Genomic DNA, 19,862 nt, shown 5'->3' with positions numbered 1-19,862 from the left:
GTGGCGGGATGATGTATCGCATCAGAAATTGGTTGGTAGCGACGTTGCTGCTGCTGTGCGCGCCGGTGGGTGCCGCGACGCTCTCTGATATTCAGGTTTCTAACGGCAATCAGCAGGCGCGGATAACGTTGAGTTTTATTGGCGATCCTGATTATGCGTTTAGCCATCAAAGCAAACGCACCGTGGCGCTCGATATCAAACAAACGGGCGTGATTCAGGGACTGCCGTTGTTGTTTAGCGGCAATAATCTGGTGAAGGCGATTCGCTCCGGAACGCCTAAAGATGCACAAACGCTACGGCTGGTGGTCGATCTAACCGAAAACGGTAAAACCGAAGCGGTGAAGCGGCAGAATGGCAGCAATTACACTGTCGTCTTTACGATTAACGCCGATGTGCCGCCACCGCCTCCTTCGCCGCCTGTGGTTGCTAAACGCGTTGAAACGCCTGCGGTTGTCGCACCGCGCGTCAGCGAACCGGCGCGCAATCCGTTTAAAACGGAAAGTAACCGCACTACAGGTGTTATCAGCAGTAATACGGTAACGCGTCCGGCAGCGCGCGCGACGGCTAACACTGGCGATAAAATTATCATCGCTATTGATGCCGGACACGGCGGTCAGGATCCTGGCGCTATCGGCCCTGGTGGCACGCGGGAGAAAAATGTCACCATCGCCATCGCGCGTAAATTGCGTACTTTACTCAATGACGATCCAATGTTTAAAGGCGTTTTAACCCGTGACGGGGATTACTTTATCTCGGTGATGGGGCGCAGCGATGTGGCACGTAAGCAAAACGCCAATTTCCTCGTGTCGATTCACGCTGATGCCGCACCAAACCGCAGTGCGACTGGCGCTTCCGTATGGGTGCTCTCTAACCGTCGTGCAAACAGCGAGATGGCAAGCTGGCTGGAACAGCATGAGAAACAGTCGGAGCTATTGGGCGGAGCGGGCGATGTGCTGGCGAACAGCCAGTCTGACCCCTATTTAAGCCAGGCGGTGCTGGATTTACAGTTCGGTCATTCCCAGCGTGTAGGGTATGATGTAGCGACCAGTATGATCAGTCAGTTGCAACGCATTGGCGAAATACATAAACGTCGACCAGAACACGCCAGCCTTGGCGTTCTGCGTTCGCCGGATATCCCATCAGTACTGGTCGAAACCGGTTTTATCAGCAACAACAGCGAAGAACGTTTGCTGGCGAGCGACGATTACCAACAACAGCTGGCAGAAGCCATTTACAAAGGCCTGCGTAATTATTTCCTTGCGCATCCGATGCAATCTGCGCCGCAGGGTGCAACGGCACAAACTGCCAGTACGGTGACGACGCCAGATCGCACGCTGCCAAACTAAGGACGATTGATGCCAATTCAGGTCTTACCGCCACAACTGGCGAACCAGATTGCCGCAGGTGAGGTGGTCGAGCGACCTGCGTCGGTAGTCAAAGAACTGGTGGAAAACAGCCTCGATGCAGGTGCGACGCGTATCGATATTGATATCGAACGCGGTGGGGCGAAACTTATCCGCATTCGTGATAACGGCTGCGGTATCAAAAAAGATGAGCTGGCGCTGGCGCTGGCTCGTCATGCCACCAGTAAAATCGCCTCTCTGGACGATCTCGAAGCCATTATCAGCCTTGGCTTTCGCGGTGAGGCGCTGGCGAGTATCAGTTCGGTTTCGCGCCTGACGCTCACTTCACGCATCGCAGAACAGCAGGAAGCCTGGCAGGCCTATGCCGAAGGGCGCGATATGGACGTAACGGTTAAACCGGCGGCGCATCCGGTGGGAACGACGCTGGAGGTGCTGGATCTGTTCTACAACACCCCGGCGCGGCGCAAATTCCTGCGCACCGAGAAAACCGAATTTAACCATATCGATGAAATTATTCGCCGCATTGCGCTGGCGCGTTTCGACGTCACGATCAACCTGTCGCATAACGGTAAAATTGTGCGTCAGTACCGCGCAGTGCCGGAAGGCGGGCAAAAAGAACGGCGCTTAGGCGCGATTTGCGGCACCGCTTTTCTCGAACAAGCGCTGGCGATTGAATGGCAACACGGCGATCTTACGCTGCGCGGCTGGGTGGCAGATCCGAATCACACCACGCCCGCACTGGCGGAAATTCAGTATTGCTATGTGAATGGTCGCATGATGCGCGATCGCCTGATCAATCACGCGATCCGCCAGGCCTGTGAAGACAAACTGGGGGCCGATCAGCAACCGGCATTTGTGCTGTATCTGGAGATCGACCCACATCAGGTGGACGTCAACGTGCACCCTGCCAAACACGAAGTGCGTTTCCATCAGTCGCGTCTGGTGCATGATTTTATCTATCAGGGCGTGCTGAGCGTGCTACAACAGCAACTGGAAACGCCGCTACCGCTGGACGATGAACCACAACCTGCACCGCGCGCCATCCCGGAAAACCGCGTGGCGGCGGGGCGCAATCATTTTGCTGAACCGGCAGTTCGTGAGCCAGTAGCTCCGCGTTACACTCCTGCGCCCGCCTCAGGCAGTCGTCCGGCTGCCCCTTGGCCGAATGCGCAGCCAGGTTACCAGAAACAGCAAGGTGAAGTGTATCGCCAGCTTTTGCAAACGCCCGCGCCGATGCAAAAACCAAAAGCGCCAGAACCGCAGGAACCTGCACTTGCGGCGAACAGTCAGAGTTTTGGTCGGGTACTGACTATCGTCCATTCCGACTGTGCGTTGCTGGAGCGCGACGGCAACATTTCACTTTTAGCCTTGCCAGTGGCAGAACGTTGGCTGCGTCAGGCGCAACTGACGCCGGGTGAAGCGCCAGTTTGCGCCCAGCCGTTGCTGATTCCGCTGCGGCTAAAAGTTTCTGGTGAAGAAAAATCGGCATTAGAAAAAGCGCAGTCTGCCCTGGCGGAATTGGGTATTGATTTCCAGTCCGATGCGCAGCATGTGACCATCAGGGCCGTGCCTTTACCCTTACGCCAACAAAATTTACAAATCTTGATTCCTGAACTGATAGGCTACCTGGCGAAGCAGTCCGTATTCGAACCTGGCAATATTGCGCAGTGGATTGCACGAAATCTGATGAGCGAACATGCGCAGTGGTCAATGGCGCAGGCCATAACCCTGCTGGCGGACGTGGAACGGTTATGTCCGCAACTTGTGAAAACGCCGCCGGGTGGTCTGTTACAATCTGTTGATTTACATCCGGCGATAAAAGCCCTGAAAGATGAGTGATATCAGTAAGGCGAGCCTGCCTAAGGCGATTTTTTTGATGGGGCCGACGGCCTCCGGTAAAACGGCGTTAGCCATTGAGCTGCGTAAAATTTTACCAGTAGAGTTGATAAGCGTTGATTCTGCCCTTATTTACAAAGGGATGGATATCGGGACGGCGAAGCCGAACGCTGAAGAGTTACTCGCCGCGCCGCACCGATTGCTGGATATTCGCGATCCGTCGCAGGCTTACTCGGCTGCTGATTTTCGCCGCGATGCGCTGGCGGAAATGGCCGATATCACCGCGGCGGGGCGGATCCCACTGTTAGTGGGCGGTACGATGTTGTATTTCAAGGCATTGCTGGAAGGGTTGTCGCCGCTACCGTCGGCGGACCCGGAAGTGCGGGCCAGAATTGAGCAACAGGCGGCAGAGCAAGGTTGGGAGTCATTGCATCGTCAACTTCAGGAGATCGATCCGGTTGCGGCAGCAAGGATTCATCCAAATGATCCACAAAGGCTTTCCCGGGCACTGGAAGTTTTTTTCATTTCGGGTAAAACTTTAACGGAACTGACGCAAACGTCAGGAGACGCTCTACCGTATCAGGTGCATCAGTTCGCCATCGCCCCGGCGAGCCGTGAACTGCTCCATCAACGAATTGAGCAGCGTTTTCATCAGATGTTGGCTTCAGGTTTTGAAGCAGAAGTCCGGGCGCTTTTTGCCCGAGGAGATTTGCATACGGACTTGCCTTCCATTCGTTGCGTGGGTTATCGCCAGATGTGGTCTTACCTTGAAGGCGAAATCTCATACGATGAAATGGTTTATCGAGGTGTTTGCGCCACGAGACAGTTGGCGAAGCGGCAGATAACCTGGCTGCGTGGTTGGGAAGGGGTTCACTGGCTTGACAGTGAAAAACCAGAACAAGCGCGTGACGAAGTATTACAGGTTGTTGGTGCTATCGCAGGCTGAATGTGTACAATTGAGACGTATCGTGCGCAATTTTTTCAGAATCGAAAGGTTCAAAGTACAAATAAGCATATAAGGAAAAGAGAGAATGGCTAAGGGGCAATCTTTACAAGATCCGTTCCTGAACGCACTGCGTCGGGAACGTGTTCCAGTTTCTATTTATTTGGTGAATGGTATTAAGCTGCAAGGGCAAATCGAGTCTTTTGATCAGTTCGTGATCCTGTTGAAAAACACGGTCAGCCAGATGGTTTACAAGCACGCGATTTCTACTGTTGTCCCGTCTCGCCCGGTTTCTCATCACAGTAACAACGCCGGTGGCGGTACCAGCAGTAACTACCATCATGGTAGCAGCGCGCAGAATACTTCCGCGCAACAGGACAGCGAAGAAACCGAATAAGGTTTCGGGCTGTTTTTTTTACACGGGGAGCCAGCGATCCTGCGTTCCCCGCTGATCTATTTAGAGGGTTATACGCTTGTTTGACCGTTATGATGCTGGTGAGCAGGCGGTACTGGTACACATCTATTTTACGCAAGACAAAGATATGGAAGATCTCCAGGAGTTTGAATCTCTGGTCTCTTCCGCCGGTGTCGAAGCATTGCAGGTGATTACCGGTAGCCGTAAAGCGCCGCACCCAAAGTATTTTGTAGGTGAAGGTAAAGCAGTTGAAATTGCGGAAGCTGTCAAAGCGACGGGTGCTTCGGTCGTTCTTTTTGACCATGCCCTGAGCCCGGCGCAAGAGCGTAACCTGGAGCGTTTGTGCGAGTGTCGTGTCATCGACCGCACCGGCCTTATTTTAGATATTTTCGCCCAACGTGCGCGTACCCATGAGGGTAAGTTGCAGGTTGAGCTGGCGCAGCTGCGCCATCTGGCTACGCGCCTGGTGCGTGGCTGGACCCACCTTGAAAGACAGAAAGGCGGGATTGGTTTGCGTGGTCCGGGTGAAACCCAGCTCGAAACCGACCGTCGTTTGTTGCGTAATCGCATCGTGCAGATACAGTCGCGCCTGGAAAGAGTTGAAAAGCAGCGTGAGCAGGGGCGGCAATCGCGTATCAAAGCCGACGTTCCTACTGTTTCGCTGGTGGGATATACCAACGCCGGTAAATCTACCCTTTTCAATCGCATCACCGAAGCGCGGGTCTACGCGGCAGACCAGTTGTTTGCCACCCTCGACCCGACGTTGCGGCGTATTGACGTCGCAGATGTCGGTGAAACCGTGTTGGCAGATACCGTAGGGTTTATTCGCCACCTGCCGCACGATCTGGTGGCGGCATTTAAAGCCACGTTACAAGAGACGCGGCAAGCCACATTGCTGCTGCACGTCATTGATGCGGCGGATGTGCGTGTACAAGAAAACATCGAAGCGGTGAATACGGTTCTTGAAGAGATCGACGCTCACGAGATCCCAACCCTGCTGGTGATGAACAAGATCGATATGCTGGAAGATTTCGAACCGCGTATTGATCGGGACGAAGAGAACAAACCGATCCGTGTCTGGCTTTCCGCACAGACCGGAGCGGGGATACCACAGCTTTTTCAGGCTTTGACGGAGCGGCTTTCCGGCGAGGTGGCGCAGCATACATTGCGTCTGCCACCGCAGGAAGGGCGTCTGAGAAGTCGTTTTTATCAGCTTCAGGCAATAGAAAAAGAGTGGATGGAGGAGGACGGCAGCGTAAGTCTGCAAGTTCGTATGCCGATCGTTGACTGGCGTCGCCTCTGTAAACAAGAACCGGCGTTGATCGATTACCTGATCTAACGGCGTAGCGTCTGAAGCGTGGAGTCATATCCTCTGGCGTCGAAAGACAACAGGGATCACCGCATAACAAATATGGAGCACAAACATGGCGTGGAATCAGCCCGGTAATAACGGACAAGACCGCGACCCGTGGGGAAGCAGCAAACCTGGCGGCAACTCTGAGGGAAATGGAAACAAAGGCGGTCGCGATCAAGGGCCACCTGATTTAGATGATATCTTCCGCAAACTGAGCAAAAAGCTCGGTGGTCTGGGCGGCGGTAAAGGCACCGGATCTGGCGGTGGCAGTTCATCGCAAGGCCCGCGCCCGCAGCTTGGCGGTCGTGTCGTTACCATCGCAGCGGCAGCGATTGTCATTATCTGGGCGGCCAGTGGTTTCTATACCATTAAAGAAGCCGAACGTGGCGTGGTAACACGCTTTGGTAAATTCAGCCATCTGGTTGAGCCGGGTCTGAACTGGAAACCGACGTTTATCGACGAAGTCAAACCGGTGAACGTGGAAGCCGTGCGTGAACTGGCCGCTTCTGGTGTGATGCTGACGTCGGACGAGAACGTAGTGCGCGTTGAGATGAACGTGCAGTACCGCGTCACCGATCCGGAAAAATATCTGTATAGCGTGACCAGCCCGGATGACAGCCTGCGTCAGGCTACCGACAGCGCCCTGCGTGGGGTTATCGGTAAATACACCATGGACCGCATTCTGACGGAAGGTCGTACCGTGATTCGTAGCGATACTCAGCGCGAACTGGAAGAGACGATTCGTCCGTATGACATGGGTATCACGCTGCTGGACGTCAACTTCCAGGCAGCTCGTCCGCCGGAAGAAGTAAAAGCGGCGTTTGACGATGCGATTGCCGCGCGTGAAAACGAACAGCAATACATTCGTGAAGCAGAAGCGTATACCAACGAAGTTCAGCCGCGTGCGAACGGTCAGGCGCAACGTATCCTCGAAGAGGCGCGTGCGTACAAGGCCCAGACCATCCTGGAAGCTCAGGGTGAAGTGGCGCGCTTTGCTAAACTTCTGCCGGAATATAAAGCCGCGCCGGAAATTACTCGCGAGCGTCTGTATATCGAGACGATGGAAAAAGTGTTGGGCAACACCCGCAAAGTGCTGGTTAACGATAAAGGTGGCAACTTGATGGTTCTGCCGTTAGACCAGATGCTGAAAGGTGGTAACGCCCCTGCGGCGAAGAGCGATAACGGTGCCAGCAATCTGCTGCGTCTGCCGCCAGCCTCTTCCTCCACAACCAGTGGAGCAAGCAACACGTCGTCCACCAGTCAGGGCGATATTATGGACCAACGCCGCGCCAACGCGCAGCGTAACGACTACCAGCGTCAGGGGGAATAACGATGCGTAAGTCAGTTATCGCGATTATCATCATCGTGCTGGTAGTGCTTTACATGTCTGTCTTTGTCGTCAAAGAAGGTGAGCGCGGTATTACGCTGCGTTTTGGTAAGGTACTGCGTGACGATGACAACAAACCTCTGGTTTATGAGCCGGGTCTGCATTTCAAGATACCGTTCATTGAAACGGTGAAAATGCTCGACGCACGTATTCAGACCATGGACAACCAGGCCGACCGCTTTGTGACCAAAGAGAAGAAAGACCTGATCGTCGACTCTTACATCAAATGGCGCATCAGCGATTTCAGCCGTTACTACCTGGCAACGGGCGGTGGCGACATTTCGCAAGCGGAAGTGCTGTTGAAACGTAAGTTCTCTGACCGTCTGCGTTCTGAAATTGGTCGCCTGGACGTGAAAGACATCGTCACCGATTCCCGTGGTCGTCTGACCCTCGAAGTACGTGACGCGCTGAACTCCGGTTCTGCGGGTACAGAAGATGAAGTTACTACCCCGGCAGCAGATAACGCCATTGCCGAAGCGGCAGAGCGCGTAACGGCTGAGACGATGGGCAAAGTTCCGGTCATCAACCCGAACAGTATGGCGGCGCTGGGTATTGAAGTTGTCGATGTGCGTATTAAGCAGATCAACCTGCCGACCGAAGTGTCTGAAGCGATCTACAACCGTATGCGCGCCGAGCGTGAAGCGGTAGCGCGTCGTCACCGTTCACAAGGTCAGGAAGAAGCGGAAAAACTGCGCGCGACTGCCGACTATGAAGTGACCAGAACGCTGGCTGAAGCTGAGCGTCAGGGCCGCATCATGCGTGGTGAAGGCGATGCAGAAGCAGCCAAACTGTTTGCTGATGCATTCAGTAAAGATCCGGACTTCTACGCATTTATCCGTAGCCTGCGTGCTTATGAGAACAGCTTCTCTGGCAATCAGGACGTGATGGTCATGAGCCCGGATAGCGATTTCTTCCGCTACATGAAGACGCCGACTTCCGCAACGCGTTAATATAACGACTGCGGTACAGGTCAATAAAGCCACCGCATCCTCAGGGATGTCGGTGGTTTTCTTTTTCTATAAGGATAATGAATGAATTCGACAATCTGGCTGGCGCTTGCCCTGGTTTTGGTACTGGAAGGTTTAGGGCCGATGCTTTACCCGAAGGCATGGAAGAAGATGATCTCTGCGATGACCAATTTGCCCGATAATATTTTACGTCGTTTTGGCGGTGGACTTGTGGTTGCGGGCGTTGTGGTCTACTACATGTTGAGGAAAACGATTGGCTGAACAAAAAACAGACTGATCGAGGTCATTTTTGAGTGCAAAAAGTGCTGTAACTCTGAAAAAGCGATGGTAGAATCCATTTTTAAGCAAACGGTGATTTTGAAAAATGGGTAACAACGTCGTCGTACTGGGCACCCAATGGGGTGACGAAGGTAAAGGTAAGATCGTCGATCTTCTGACTGAACGGGCTAAATATGTTGTACGCTACCAGGGCGGTCACAACGCAGGCCATACTCTCGTAATCAACGGTGAAAAAACCGTTCTCCATCTTATTCCATCAGGTATTCTCCGCGAGAATGTAACCAGCATCATCGGTAACGGTGTTGTGCTGTCTCCGGCCGCGCTGATGAAAGAGATGAAAGAACTGGAAGACCGTGGCATCCCCGTTCGTGAGCGTCTGCTGCTGTCTGAAGCATGTCCGCTAATCCTTGATTATCACGTTGCGCTGGATAACGCGCGTGAGAAAGCGCGTGGCGCGAAAGCGATCGGCACCACCGGTCGAGGTATCGGGCCTGCTTATGAAGATAAAGTGGCACGTCGCGGTCTGCGTGTTGGCGACCTTTTCGACAAAGAAACCTTCGCTGAAAAACTGAAAGAAGTGATGGAATATCACAACTTCCAGTTGGTTAACTACTACAAAGCTGAAGCGGTTGATTACCAGAAAGTTCTGGATGATACGATGGCTGTTGCCGACATCCTGACTTCTATGGTTGTTGACGTTTCTGACCTGCTTGACCAGGCGCGTCAGCGTGGCGATTTCGTCATGTTTGAAGGTGCGCAGGGTACGCTGCTGGATATCGACCACGGTACATATCCGTACGTAACTTCTTCCAACACCACTGCTGGTGGCGTGGCGACCGGTTCCGGCCTAGGCCCGCGTTATGTTGATTACGTTCTGGGTATCCTCAAAGCTTACTCCACTCGTGTGGGTGCAGGTCCGTTCCCGACCGAACTGTTTGATGAAACTGGCGAGTTCCTCTGCAAGCAGGGTAACGAATTCGGCGCAACTACGGGTCGTCGTCGTCGTACCGGCTGGCTGGACACCGTTGCCGTTCGTCGTGCGGTACAGCTGAACTCTCTGTCTGGCTTCTGCCTGACTAAACTGGACGTTCTGGATGGCCTGAAAGAGGTTAAACTCTGCGTGGCTTACCGTATGCCGGATGGTCGTGAAGTGACTACCACTCCGCTGGCAGCTGACGACTGGAAAGGTGTAGAGCCGATTTACGAAACCATGCCGGGCTGGTCTGAATCCACCTTCGGCGTGAAAGATCGTAGCGGCCTGCCGCAGGCGGCACTGAACTACATCAAGCGCATTGAAGAGCTGACCGGTGTGCCGATCGATATCATCTCTACTGGTCCGGATCGTACTGAAACCATGATTCTGCGCGACCCGTTCGACGCGTAATTCTGGTACGCCTGGCAGATATTTTGCCTGCCGGGCTAACAGTGTGATACATTGCTGTGTCGGTTAAGCCATTACGCTATCCGACACAGTGTTAAATCCTCGCTTTTTTCCTTCCCCGAACTGAAATAAATTAGCGACACAGCTTGTGGCTGGTTTATCATCAATATAAATGTATTTTTCCCCGATTTCCCTTTTGAGGTTGATGTGCAGTTAACGAGTTTCACTGATTACGGATTACGTGCGCTGATCTACATGGCGTCATTGCCAGAAGGGCGGATGACCAGTATTTCTGAAGTGACTGACGTCTATGGCGTCTCCCGTAATCATATGGTCAAAATAATCAATCAACTTAGTCGTGCCGGCTACGTGACTGCTGTTCGTGGAAAAAATGGCGGCATTCGCTTGGGTAAACCGGCGAGTGCAATACGTATTGGTGATGTGGTGCGCGAGCTGGAGCCCTTATCGCTGGTGAATTGCAGCAGTGAGTTTTGCCACATTACACCTGCCTGTCGGTTGAAACAGGCGCTTTCTAAGGCCGTGCAAAGTTTTCTTACGGAACTGGATAACTACACGCTTGCCGATTTGGTTGAAGAGAATCAACCGCTTTATAAATTATTGCTGGTGGAGTGACGAAAATCTTCATCAGAGATGACAACGGAGGAACCGAGATGTCACAAGATCCTTTCCAGGAACGCGAAGCTGAAAAATACGCGAATCCCATCCCTAGTCGGGAATTTATCCTCGAACATTTAACCAAACGTGAAAAACCGGCCAGCCGTGATGAGCTGGCGGTAGAACTGCACATTGAAGGCGAAGAGCAGCTTGAAGGCCTGCGTCGCCGCCTGCGCGCGATGGAGCGCGATGGTCAACTGGTCTTCACTCGCCGTCAGTGCTATGCGCTGCCGGAACGCCTCGACCTGGTGAAAGGTACCGTTATTGGCCACCGTGATGGCTACGGCTTTCTGCGAGTTGAAGGGCGTAAAGATGATTTGTATCTCTCCAGCGAGCAGATGAAAACCTGCATTCATGGCGATCAGGTGCTGGCTCAGCCGCTGGGCGCTGACCGTAAAGGTCGTCGTGAAGCGCGTATTGTCCGCGTACTGGTGCCAAAAACCAGCCAGATTGTTGGTCGCTACTTCACCGAAGCGGGCGTCGGCTTTGTGGTTCCTGACGATAGCCGTCTGAGCTTCGATATCTTAATCCCTCCCGATCAGATCATGGGCGCGCGGATGGGCTTTGTGGTGGTGGTTGAACTGACTCAACGCCCGACTCGCCGTACCAAAGCGGTGGGTAAAATCGTCGAAGTGCTGGGCGATAATATGGGCACCGGCATGGCGGTTGATATTGCTCTGCGTACCCATGAAATTCCGTACATCTGGCCGCAGGCTGTTGAGCAACAGGTTGCCGGGCTGAAAGAAGAAGTGCCGGAAGAAGCAAAAGCGGGCCGTGTCGATCTGCGCGATTTACCGCTGGTCACCATTGATGGCGAAGACGCCCGTGACTTTGACGATGCAGTTTACTGTGAGAAAAAACGCGGCGGCGGCTGGCGTTTATGGGTCGCAATTGCCGACGTCAGTTACTATGTGCGTCCGCCAACACCGCTGGACAGAGAAGCGCGTAACCGTGGTACGTCGGTGTACTTCCCTTCGCAGGTTATCCCGATGCTGCCGGAAGTGCTCTCTAACGGCCTGTGCTCGCTCAACCCGCAGGTAGACCGCCTGTGTATGGTGTGTGAGATGACCATTTCGTCGAAAGGTCGCCTGACGGGCTACAAATTCTATGAAGCGGTGATGAGCTCTCACGCGCGTCTGACCTACACCAAAGTCTGGCATATTCTGCAGGGCGATCAGGATCTGCGCGAGCAGTACGCCCCGCTGGTTAAGCACCTCGAAGAGCTGCATAACCTCTATAAAGTGCTGGATAAAGCCCGTGAAGAACGCGGCGGGATCTCGTTTGAGAGCGAAGAAGCGAAGTTCATTTTCAACGCTGAACGCCGTATTGAGCGTATCGAACAGACCCAGCGTAACGACGCACACAAGTTAATTGAAGAGTGCATGATTCTGGCGAATATCTCGGCGGCGCGTTTCGTTGAGAAGGCCAAAGAACCGGCACTGTTCCGTATTCACGACAAGCCGAGCACTGAAGCAATAACCTCTTTCCGTTCAGTGCTGGCGGAACTGGGGCTGGAATTGCCTGGCGGTAACAAGCCGGAACCGCGTGACTACGCGGAACTGCTGGAATCGGTTGCTGACCGTCCTGACGCAGAAATGCTGCAAACCATGCTGTTGCGCTCGATGAAACAAGCGATTTACGATCCGGAAAACCGTGGTCACTTCGGTCTGGCATTGCAGTCCTATGCGCACTTTACTTCGCCGATTCGTCGTTATCCTGACCTGACGCTGCACCGCGCCATTAAGTATCTGTTGGCGAAAGAGCAGGGGCATCAGGGGAATACCACTGAAACCGGCGGCTACCATTATTCGATGGAAGAGATGCTGCAACTGGGTCAGCACTGTTCGATGGCGGAACGTCGTGCCGACGAAGCAACGCGCGATGTGGCTGACTGGCTGAAGTGTGACTTCATGCTCGACCAGGTAGGTAACGTCTTTAAAGGCGTAATTTCCAGCGTCACTGGTTTTGGCTTCTTTGTTCGCCTGGATGACTTGTTCATTGATGGTCTGGTCCATGTCTCTTCGCTGGACAATGACTACTATCGCTTTGACCAGGTGGGGCAACGCCTGATGGGCGAATCCAGCGGCCAGACTTATCGCCTGGGCGATCGCGTGGAAGTTCGCGTCGAAGCGGTTAATATGGACGAGCGCAAAATCGACTTTAGCCTGATCTCCAGCGAACGCGCACCGCGCAACGTCGGTAAAACGGCGCGCGAGAAAGCGAAAAAAGGCGATGCAGGCAAAAAAGGCGGCAAGCGGCGTCAGGTCGGCAAAAAGGTCAACTTTGAGCCAGACAGCGCCTTCCGCGGCGAGAAAAAACCGAAGCCGAAAGCAGCGAAGAAAGACGCGAGAAAAGCGAAAAAGCCATCGGCGAAAACGCAGAAAATAGCCGCAGCGACCAAAGCGAAGCGTGCGGCGAAGAAAAAAGTGGCAGAGTGATCATTACCCTCTTCAAACAGAAGAGGGTGAATTATCCGTAGGCCGGGCAAGCGTGGCGCTCCCGGCAAAACGTAAATAACGAGTACATTAATGAGCGAAATGATTTACGGCATCCACGCAGTGCAGGCCCTGCTGGAGCGCGCCCCTGAACGTTTTCAGGAAGTCTTTATTTTAAAAGGCCGTGAAGATAAACGTCTGTTACCGCTGATTCACGCCCTTGAGTCTCAGGGCGTGGTTATCCAGTTGGCAAACCGCCAATATCTCGACGAGAAAAGCGACGGTGCCGTGCATCAGGGCATTATCGCTCGTGTGAAGCCAGGACGGCAGTATCAGGAAAACGATCTGCCGGATCTGATCGCTTCGCTCGATCAACCGTTCCTGCTGATCCTCGACGGCGTAACCGATCCGCACAACCTCGGCGCGTGCCTGCGTAGCGCGGACGCCGCTGGTGTTCATGCGGTGATTGTGCCGAAAGATCGCTCCGCACAGCTCAACGCCACGGCGAAAAAAGTGGCCTGTGGTGCGGCAGAAAGCGTTCCGCTGATTCGGGTGACTAATCTGGCGCGCACCATGCGTATGTTGCAGGAAGAGAATATCTGGATCGTCGGTACGGCAGGCGAGGCGGATCATACACTCTATCAGAGCAAAATGACCGGACGCCTGGCGCTGGTGATGGGCGCGGAAGGTGAAGGTATGCGTCGCCTGACCCGTGAACATTGCGATGAGTTGATCAGCATCCCAATGGCAGGAAGTGTTTCTTCCCTGAACGTTTCGGTTGCAACCGGAATTTGCTTATTTGAAGCGGTTCGTCAGCGCAGCTAGTTCCTCTGAATTATGAAAAGCCATCCAGATTTGGATGGTTTTTTTTTGTCTATAGCTGGTAAGATAATTACGTACTGCAAATATTCATTTTATTAATATTTAAACTTAATTTATATGGAATAATATATGACATGGAATCCGTTGGCGCTGGCGACGGCGCTGCAAACTGTACCTGAACAAAATATTGATGTAACAAATAGCGAGAACGCATTAATTATTAAAATGAATGATTATGGCGATTTGCAAATCAATATTCTATTTACTTCCCGCCAAATGATTATCGAAACCTTTATTTGTCCGGTAAGTTGTATCAGCAATACAGATGAATTTAATACCTTCTTATTAAGAAATCAGAAGATGATGCCATTGTCATCGGTAGGGATCTCCAGCGTGCAACAGGAAGAGTATTACATTGTTTTCGGTGCGTTATCGCTTAAATCTTCTCTTGAAGATATCCTGCTTGAGATAACCTCGCTGGTAGATAACGCATTGGATCTGGCTGAAATTACAGAAGAATATTCACACTAATTACAAGGACGGGTATTTATGGGGATTTTAAAAAGTTTATTTACGCTGGGGAAATCGTTTATCTCCCAGGCGGAAGAATCCATTGAAGAAACCCAGGGCGTGCGCATGCTGGAACAGCATATTCGTGACGCTAAAGCTGAACTCGATAAAGCCGGAAAATCTCGCGTTGATCTGCTGGCGCGGGTGAAATTAAGTCACGATAAGCTGAAAGATTTACGTGAGCGCAAAGCCAGTCTGGAAGCTCGTGCGCTGGAAGCGTTAAGCAAGAACGTTAATCCGTCGTTGATTAACGAAGTTGCTGAAGAAATCGCGCGCCTTGAGAATCTCATTACCGCTGAAGAGCAAGTGTTGTCGAATCTGGAAGTCTCTCGTGATGGCGTGGAAAAAGCAGTTACAGCGACAGCGCAGCGTATCGCTCAGTTTGAGCAGCAAATGGAAGTCGTTAAAGCTACTGAAGCCATGCAGCGTGCACAACAGGCTGTAACGACCTCTACCGTTGGCGCATCTTCCAGCGTTTCGACAGCGGCAGAATCCTTAAAACGCCTGCAAACGCGTCAGGCCGAACGTCAGGCTCGCCTGGATGCTGCCGCACAGTTGGAAAAAGTCGCAGACGGTCGCGATCTTGATGAAAAGCTGGCGGAAGCCGGAATTGGCGGTAGCAATAAAAGTAGCGCCCAGGATGTATTAGCAAGACTGCAACGCCAACAGGGCGAGTAATTTTTTGCCAGCCTCACTGCAAGGCTGGCAACTATTTTAAGGATAAAATATGTCTGGTTTTTTCCAGCGTCTGTTTGGCAAGGATAATAAGCCTGCTATCGCTCGCGGTCCTCTGGGACTTCATCTCAATAGTGGCTTTACGCTCGACACGTTAGCGTTTCGTTTGCTGGAAGATGAATTGCTGATTGCGCTGCCGGGTGAGGAATTTACGGTAGCCGCTGTCAGCCGCATCGATCTGGGCGGCGGTAGCCAGATTTTCCGCTACTACACTTCAGGCGATGAGTTTCTGCAAATCAATACCACTGGCGGCGAAGATATTGATGACATTGATGATATCAAGCTCTTTGTCTATGAAGAGAGCTACGGTATCAGTAAAGAGAGTCACTGGCGCGAGGCGATCAATGCCAAAGCGATGGGGGCAATGACCTTAAACTGGCAGGAAAAACGCTGGCAGCGATTTTTTAATAGCGAAGAACCGGGAAATATCGAACCCGTCTACATGCTGGAAAAAGTAGAAAATCAAAACCATGCCAAATGGGAGGTCCATAATTTTACCATGGGCTATCAACGGCAAGTGACCGAAGATACTTACGAATATCTGCTGTTAAATGGTGAGGAATCTTTTAATGATCTCGGCGAGCCGGAGTGGTTATTTTCGCGCGCGCTGGGGGTCGATATCCCGCTGACATCACTTCATATTATTGGTTAATTACAAGGACGTTTACGATGCATATACTGGATTCATTTCTTGCCTTTAGCGCTTATTTTTTTATTGGCGTGGCTATGGTGATTATTTTTCTGTTTATCTACTCCAAAATTACACCGCACAACGAATGGCAGTTAATCAAAAATAATAACACCGCGGCGGCACTGGCGTTCAGCGGAACATTGTTGGGGTACGTGATCCCCTTATCCAGTGCGGCAATCAATGCGGTGAGTATTCCAGACTATTTCGCATGGGGCGGGATTGCTCTGGTGATTCAATTACTCGTTTTTGCTGGCGTCAGGCTTTATATGCCCGCATTAAGCGAAAAAATTATTAATCACAATACCGCAGCAGGAATGTTTATGGGAACCGCCGCGCTGGCTGGCGGTATTTTTAACGCAGCTTGTATGACATGGTAATGGACGATCATGGCCAGAAAACGCAAATCCAGAAATAACAAAAATATCGGACATGGGGCAATCAGTCGCATTGGTAGACCGCATAATCCTTTTGAGCCGCGCCGCAATCGCTACGCACAAAAATACTTAACGTTGGCGCTAATGGGCGGTGCCGCTTTTTTCGTATTGAAAGGTTGTGGCGATAGTGGCGATGTCGATAACGACGGCGACGGAACGTTTTACGCGACTGTGCAGGATTGTATTGATGACGGTAATAATGCAGACATTTGCGCGCGTGGCTGGAACAACGCCAAAGCGGCGTTTTATGCCGATGTTCCGAAGAATATGACTCAGCAGAATTGTCAGTCTAAGTACGAAAATTGCTACTACGACAATGTTGAACAGAGTTGGATCCCGGTCGTTTCTGGATTTTTGTTAAGCCGGGTTATTCGTAAAGATCGCGATGAGCCGTTCGTCTATAACAGCGGCGGATCCTCATTTGCTTCGCGCCCCGTCTGGCGCAACACTTCTGGTGATTACTCCTGGCGCTCCGGTTCTGGCAAAAAAGAGTCTTACTCTTCGGGCGGCTTTACCACCAAAAAAGTGTCAACCGTTTCCCGCGGCGGCTATGGTCGTTCTTCCAGCGCCCGTGGGCATTGGGGAGGCTAATCATGCTGAGACACAACGTTCCTGTACGGCGGGATCTGGACCAGATCGCCGCTGACAACGGTTTCGACTTTCATATCATCGACAATGAAATCTATTGGGACGAGAGTCGAGCTTACCGTTTTACTCTGCGCCAGATTGAAGAGCAGATCGAAAAACCGACTGCGGAACTGCATCAGATGTGCCTTGAGGTGGTGGATCGCGCGGTTAAAGACGAAGAGATCCTGACGCAACTGGCGATCCCGCCGTTGTACTGGGATGTGATCGCCGAAAGCTGGCGCGCACGCGATCCTTCGTTGTATGGCCGTATGGATTTTGCCTGGTGTGGTAATGCACCGGTTAAGTTGCTGGAGTACAACGCCGATACGCCAACTTCATTGTACGAGTCGGCTTATTTCCAGTGGTTGTGGCTGGAAGATGCCCGGCGCAGCGGCGTTATTCCGCGCGATGCCGATCAGTACAATGCCATTCAGGAGCGCCTGATTTCACGCTTTAGCGAGCTTTACAGTCGGGAACCGTTTTATTTTTGCTGCTGTCAGGACACCGACGAAGACAGGAGTACCGTGCTGTACTTGCAGGACTGCGCCGAGCAGGCAGGGCAGGAGTCGCGGTTTATCTACATTGAAGATCTCGGTTTGGGCGTCGGCGGTGTGCTGACCGATCTTGATGATAATGTCATCCAGCGTGCATTTAAGCTGTATCCGCTGGAGTGGATGATGCGTGACGATAACGGTCCGCTGCTGCGCAAGCGTCGCGAGCAATGGGTGGAGCCGTTATGGAAAAGTATCTTGAGTAATAAAGGGCTAATGCCGCTGCTTTGGCGCTTCTTCCCTGGTCATCCTAACCTTCTTGCATCCTGGTTCGATGGTGAAAAACCGCAGATTGCCGCTGGCGAAAGCTATGTGCGTAAACCGATTTACTCGCGCGAAGGCGGAAACGTCACCATTTTCGACGGTCAGAATAACGTTGTTGACCACGCTGATGGTGATTACGCCGATGAACCGATGATCTACCAGGCGTTTCAACCTCTGCCGCGATTTGGCGATAGCTACACACTCATCGGTAGCTGGATTGTCGATGATGAAGCGTGCGGAATGGGGATCCGTGAAGATAACACGCTGATCACCAAAGACACCTCACGTTTCGTTCCGCATTACATTGCTGGATAAGAATGTTTTAGCAATCTCTTTCTGTCATGAATCCATGGCAGTGACCATACTAATGGTGACTGCCATTGATGGAGGGAGACACAGTGCACTGGCAAACTCACACCGTTTTTAATCAACCTATACCATTAAATAACAGCAACTTATACCTGTCTGATGGCGCGCTCTGCGAAGCGGTAACGCGTGAAGGTGCTGGCTGGGATAGCGATTTTCTAGCCAGTATTGGTCAGCAGTTAGGGACGGCTGAATCCCTTGAACTGGGGCGGCTGGCGAATGTGAATCCGCCTGAATTATTGCGCTACGATGCCCAGGGGCGGCGTCTGGACGATGTGCGTTTTCACCCCGCCTGGCACCTGCTGATGCAGGCGCTATGTACCAATCGGGTGCACAATCTTGCCTGGGAAGAAGACGCTCGCTCCGGCGCATTTGTGGCGCGCGCGGCACGTTTTATGTTGCACGCACAGGTTGAGGCAGGGTCGTTATGTCCGATAACGATGACCTTTGCCGCCACGCCATTGCTGTTACAGATGTTACCCGCGCCGTTTCAGGACTGGACCACGCCGCTGTTGAGCGATCGCTACGATTCTCACTTATTGCCAGGTGGGCAAAAACGCGGTTTGTTGATTGGCATGGGAATGACGGAAAAGCAGGGCGGTTCCGATGTCATGAGCAACACCACCCGCGCAGAGCGCCTGGAAGATGGCTCTTATCGGCTGGTGGGGCATAAATGGTTTTTCTCGGTGCCGCAAAGCGATGCGCATCTGGTGCTGGCGCAGACTACGGGCGGTTTGTCCTGCTTTTTTGTGCCGCGCTTTTTGCCTGACGGGCAACGCAACGCGATTCGCCTCGAGCGGCTGAAAGATAAGCTGGGTAATCGCTCTAACGCCAGCTGCGAAGTGGAGTTTCAGGATGCCATTGGCTGGTTGTTGGGGCAGGAAGGGGAAGGAGTTCGTCTGATCCTGAAAATGGGTGGGATGACGCGTTTTGATTGCGCCCTGGGTAGCCATGCCATGATGCGCCGTGCATTTTCGCTAGCGATTTATCATGCACATCAACGCCATGTTTTTGGTAATCCATTGATCCAACAGCCCCTTATGCGTCATGTCTTAAGTCGCATGGCACTTCAGCTTGAAGGGCAAACGGCGTTGCTGTTTCGTCTTGCGCGAGCCTGGGACCGGCGTGCCGATGCCAAAGAAGCCCTGTGGGCGCGTTTATTTACGCCTGCGGCGAAATTTGTGATCTGCAAACGAGGTATGCCGTTTGTGGCCGAAGCGATGGAGGTGCTGGGTGGCATTGGTTATTGCGAGGAGAGCGAGCTGCCGCGGCTTTACCGGGAGATGCCGGTAAACAGTATTTGGGAAGGTTCCGGTAATATTATGTGCCTGGATGTACTGCGCGTGCTCAATAAGCAAGCGGGTGTATACGACTTATTGTCGGAAGCATTTGTGGAAGTGAAAGGGCAGGATCGCTATTTTGATCGCGCGGTTCGTCGTTTACAGCAGCAGCTGCGTAAGCCTGCTGAAGAACTGGGGCGAGAGATTACTCATCAGCTATTCCTGCTGGGCTGCGGTGCGCAAATGTTGAAATATGCCTCTCCGCCAATGGCGCAGGCGTGGTGTCAGGTGATGTTAGATACGCGCGGCGGCGTACGGTTGTCAGAGCAGATCCAGAATGATTTATTGCTGCGGGCGACGGGAGGAGTGTGTTTGTAAGTGTATACGACGCTGGTTTCGATTAACTCAATGAAATATGTGAAAATTGTTAGCCGGACAAGGCGCTCGCGCCGCATCCGGCATTGTTCATTTGCTGTAGATGACAC

At 52.5% G+C, this 19,862-nt stretch carries 19 protein-coding genes; all 19 read left to right on the top strand.

Translation table 11 applies throughout. From position 1 onward, the window contains the following. Window positions 1–8 precede the first annotated feature (8 nt). Window positions 9–1,346 (top strand): N-acetylmuramoyl-L-alanine amidase AmiB, encoded by a 1,338-nt coding sequence (gene amiB / locus ACJHWT_RS07600; protein ID WP_000990273.1) that lies wholly within the window; start codon window positions 9–11, stop codon window positions 1,344–1,346. A 9-nt stretch (window positions 1,347–1,355) separates the two neighbouring features. After that, window positions 1,356–3,203, top strand: a complete 1,848-nt coding sequence (gene mutL, locus ACJHWT_RS07595) for a DNA mismatch repair endonuclease MutL (protein ID WP_001122460.1) — start codon at window positions 1,356–1,358, stop codon at window positions 3,201–3,203. Beyond that, entirely contained in the window at window positions 3,196–4,146 is a 951-nt protein-coding gene (gene miaA / locus ACJHWT_RS07590; protein WP_001280339.1) for a tRNA (adenosine(37)-N6)-dimethylallyltransferase MiaA, read from the top strand. Before mutL ends, miaA begins: the two co-directional genes overlap by 8 nt. A gap of 85 nt (window positions 4,147–4,231) precedes the next feature. After that, complete coding sequence (gene hfq, locus ACJHWT_RS07585) at window positions 4,232–4,540, top strand: RNA chaperone Hfq (protein ID WP_001051883.1); 309 nt, start codon at window positions 4,232–4,234, stop codon at window positions 4,538–4,540. A 76-nt stretch (window positions 4,541–4,616) separates the two neighbouring features. Continuing rightward, window positions 4,617–5,897, top strand: a complete 1,281-nt coding sequence (gene hflX / locus ACJHWT_RS07580) for a ribosome rescue GTPase HflX (protein ID WP_000460360.1) — start codon at window positions 4,617–4,619, stop codon at window positions 5,895–5,897. A gap of 85 nt (window positions 5,898–5,982) precedes the next feature. After that, window positions 5,983–7,242, top strand: coding sequence for an FtsH protease activity modulator HflK (gene hflK, locus ACJHWT_RS07575; RefSeq protein WP_000312479.1), 1,260 nt, complete (start codon window positions 5,983–5,985; stop codon window positions 7,240–7,242). Window positions 7,243–7,244: 2 nt separating this feature from the next. Next, window positions 7,245–8,249, top strand: a complete 1,005-nt coding sequence (gene hflC / locus ACJHWT_RS07570; protein ID WP_001232414.1) for a protease modulator HflC — start codon at window positions 7,245–7,247, stop codon at window positions 8,247–8,249. Window positions 8,250–8,330: 81 nt separating this feature from the next. Beyond that, the gene (locus tag ACJHWT_RS07565) at window positions 8,331–8,528 is read left to right on the top strand and encodes a DUF2065 domain-containing protein (protein ID WP_001089295.1); all 198 of its coding nucleotides are present in this window, start codon (window positions 8,331–8,333) and stop codon (window positions 8,526–8,528) included. 103 nt (window positions 8,529–8,631) lie between these two features. Further along, complete coding sequence (gene purA, locus ACJHWT_RS07560; RefSeq protein WP_000527955.1) at window positions 8,632–9,930, top strand: adenylosuccinate synthase; 1,299 nt, start codon at window positions 8,632–8,634, stop codon at window positions 9,928–9,930. 204 nt (window positions 9,931–10,134) lie between these two features. Beyond that, a complete protein-coding gene (nsrR, locus tag ACJHWT_RS07555) occupies window positions 10,135–10,560 on the top strand; it encodes a nitric oxide-sensing transcriptional repressor NsrR (RefSeq protein ID WP_001177639.1) in 426 nt (141 codons plus the stop codon). A gap of 38 nt (window positions 10,561–10,598) precedes the next feature. Then, window positions 10,599–13,040 (top strand): ribonuclease R, encoded by a 2,442-nt coding sequence (gene rnr / locus ACJHWT_RS07550; RefSeq protein WP_000076289.1) that lies wholly within the window; start codon window positions 10,599–10,601, stop codon window positions 13,038–13,040. 90 nt (window positions 13,041–13,130) lie between these two features. Next, window positions 13,131–13,862, top strand: a complete 732-nt coding sequence (rlmB, locus tag ACJHWT_RS07545; RefSeq protein ID WP_001293282.1) for a 23S rRNA (guanosine(2251)-2'-O)-methyltransferase RlmB — start codon at window positions 13,131–13,133, stop codon at window positions 13,860–13,862. A 126-nt stretch (window positions 13,863–13,988) separates the two neighbouring features. Then, window positions 13,989–14,390: a YjfI family protein gene (locus ACJHWT_RS07540; protein ID WP_000220125.1), complete on the top strand. Its 402-nt coding sequence runs from the start codon at window positions 13,989–13,991 to the stop codon at window positions 14,388–14,390. A gap of 18 nt (window positions 14,391–14,408) precedes the next feature. Continuing rightward, the gene (locus ACJHWT_RS07535) at window positions 14,409–15,107 is read left to right on the top strand and encodes a PspA/IM30 family protein (RefSeq protein ID WP_000511955.1); all 699 of its coding nucleotides are present in this window, start codon (window positions 14,409–14,411) and stop codon (window positions 15,105–15,107) included. 49 nt (window positions 15,108–15,156) lie between these two features. Next, complete coding sequence (locus ACJHWT_RS07530) at window positions 15,157–15,816, top strand: YjfK family protein (protein ID WP_000012565.1); 660 nt, start codon at window positions 15,157–15,159, stop codon at window positions 15,814–15,816. Window positions 15,817–15,833: 17 nt separating this feature from the next. Next, the gene (locus tag ACJHWT_RS07525; protein ID WP_000547742.1) at window positions 15,834–16,232 is read left to right on the top strand and encodes a DUF350 domain-containing protein; all 399 of its coding nucleotides are present in this window, start codon (window positions 15,834–15,836) and stop codon (window positions 16,230–16,232) included. A gap of 9 nt (window positions 16,233–16,241) precedes the next feature. Further along, the gene (locus ACJHWT_RS07520; RefSeq protein ID WP_000101636.1) at window positions 16,242–16,880 is read left to right on the top strand and encodes a DUF1190 domain-containing protein; all 639 of its coding nucleotides are present in this window, start codon (window positions 16,242–16,244) and stop codon (window positions 16,878–16,880) included. A 2-nt stretch (window positions 16,881–16,882) separates the two neighbouring features. After that, complete coding sequence (locus tag ACJHWT_RS07515; RefSeq protein WP_000943967.1) at window positions 16,883–18,046, top strand: glutathionylspermidine synthase family protein; 1,164 nt, start codon at window positions 16,883–16,885, stop codon at window positions 18,044–18,046. An 83-nt stretch (window positions 18,047–18,129) separates the two neighbouring features. Further along, window positions 18,130–19,755: an isovaleryl-CoA dehydrogenase gene (locus ACJHWT_RS07510; protein WP_001317582.1), complete on the top strand. Its 1,626-nt coding sequence runs from the start codon at window positions 18,130–18,132 to the stop codon at window positions 19,753–19,755. Window positions 19,756–19,862 lie beyond the last annotated feature (107 nt).

Source organism: Escherichia sp. WS338 (genome assembly GCF_046486405.1).
In the GTDB taxonomy this organism is placed as follows: domain Bacteria; phylum Pseudomonadota; class Gammaproteobacteria; order Enterobacterales; family Enterobacteriaceae; genus Escherichia; species Escherichia coli.
The sequence above is the reverse complement of the archived record's forward strand: the minus strand, read 5'-3'. Positions and strand labels throughout refer to the sequence as shown.

Coding starts and splice junctions, on each gene's coding strand:
- ACJHWT_RS07525 (WP_000547742.1), top strand. CDS start 15,834: ATGCATATACTGGATTCATTTCTTGCCTTTAGCGCTTATTTTTTTATT.
- miaA (WP_001280339.1), top strand. CDS start 3,196: ATGAGTGATATCAGTAAGGCGAGCCTGCCTAAGGCGATTTTTTTGATG.
- rlmB (WP_001293282.1), top strand. CDS start 13,131: ATGAGCGAAATGATTTACGGCATCCACGCAGTGCAGGCCCTGCTGGAG.
- hflK (WP_000312479.1), top strand. CDS start 5,983: ATGGCGTGGAATCAGCCCGGTAATAACGGACAAGACCGCGACCCGTGG.
- ACJHWT_RS07535 (WP_000511955.1), top strand. CDS start 14,409: ATGGGGATTTTAAAAAGTTTATTTACGCTGGGGAAATCGTTTATCTCC.
- ACJHWT_RS07530 (WP_000012565.1), top strand. CDS start 15,157: ATGTCTGGTTTTTTCCAGCGTCTGTTTGGCAAGGATAATAAGCCTGCT.
- rnr (WP_000076289.1), top strand. CDS start 10,599: ATGTCACAAGATCCTTTCCAGGAACGCGAAGCTGAAAAATACGCGAAT.
- ACJHWT_RS07565 (WP_001089295.1), top strand. CDS start 8,331: ATGAATTCGACAATCTGGCTGGCGCTTGCCCTGGTTTTGGTACTGGAA.
- hflC (WP_001232414.1), top strand. CDS start 7,245: ATGCGTAAGTCAGTTATCGCGATTATCATCATCGTGCTGGTAGTGCTT.
- hfq (WP_001051883.1), top strand. CDS start 4,232: ATGGCTAAGGGGCAATCTTTACAAGATCCGTTCCTGAACGCACTGCGT.
- ACJHWT_RS07515 (WP_000943967.1), top strand. CDS start 16,883: ATGCTGAGACACAACGTTCCTGTACGGCGGGATCTGGACCAGATCGCC.
- ACJHWT_RS07520 (WP_000101636.1), top strand. CDS start 16,242: ATGGCCAGAAAACGCAAATCCAGAAATAACAAAAATATCGGACATGGG.
- purA (WP_000527955.1), top strand. CDS start 8,632: ATGGGTAACAACGTCGTCGTACTGGGCACCCAATGGGGTGACGAAGGT.
- mutL (WP_001122460.1), top strand. CDS start 1,356: ATGCCAATTCAGGTCTTACCGCCACAACTGGCGAACCAGATTGCCGCA.
- amiB (WP_000990273.1), top strand. CDS start 9: ATGATGTATCGCATCAGAAATTGGTTGGTAGCGACGTTGCTGCTGCTG.
- ACJHWT_RS07540 (WP_000220125.1), top strand. CDS start 13,989: ATGACATGGAATCCGTTGGCGCTGGCGACGGCGCTGCAAACTGTACCT.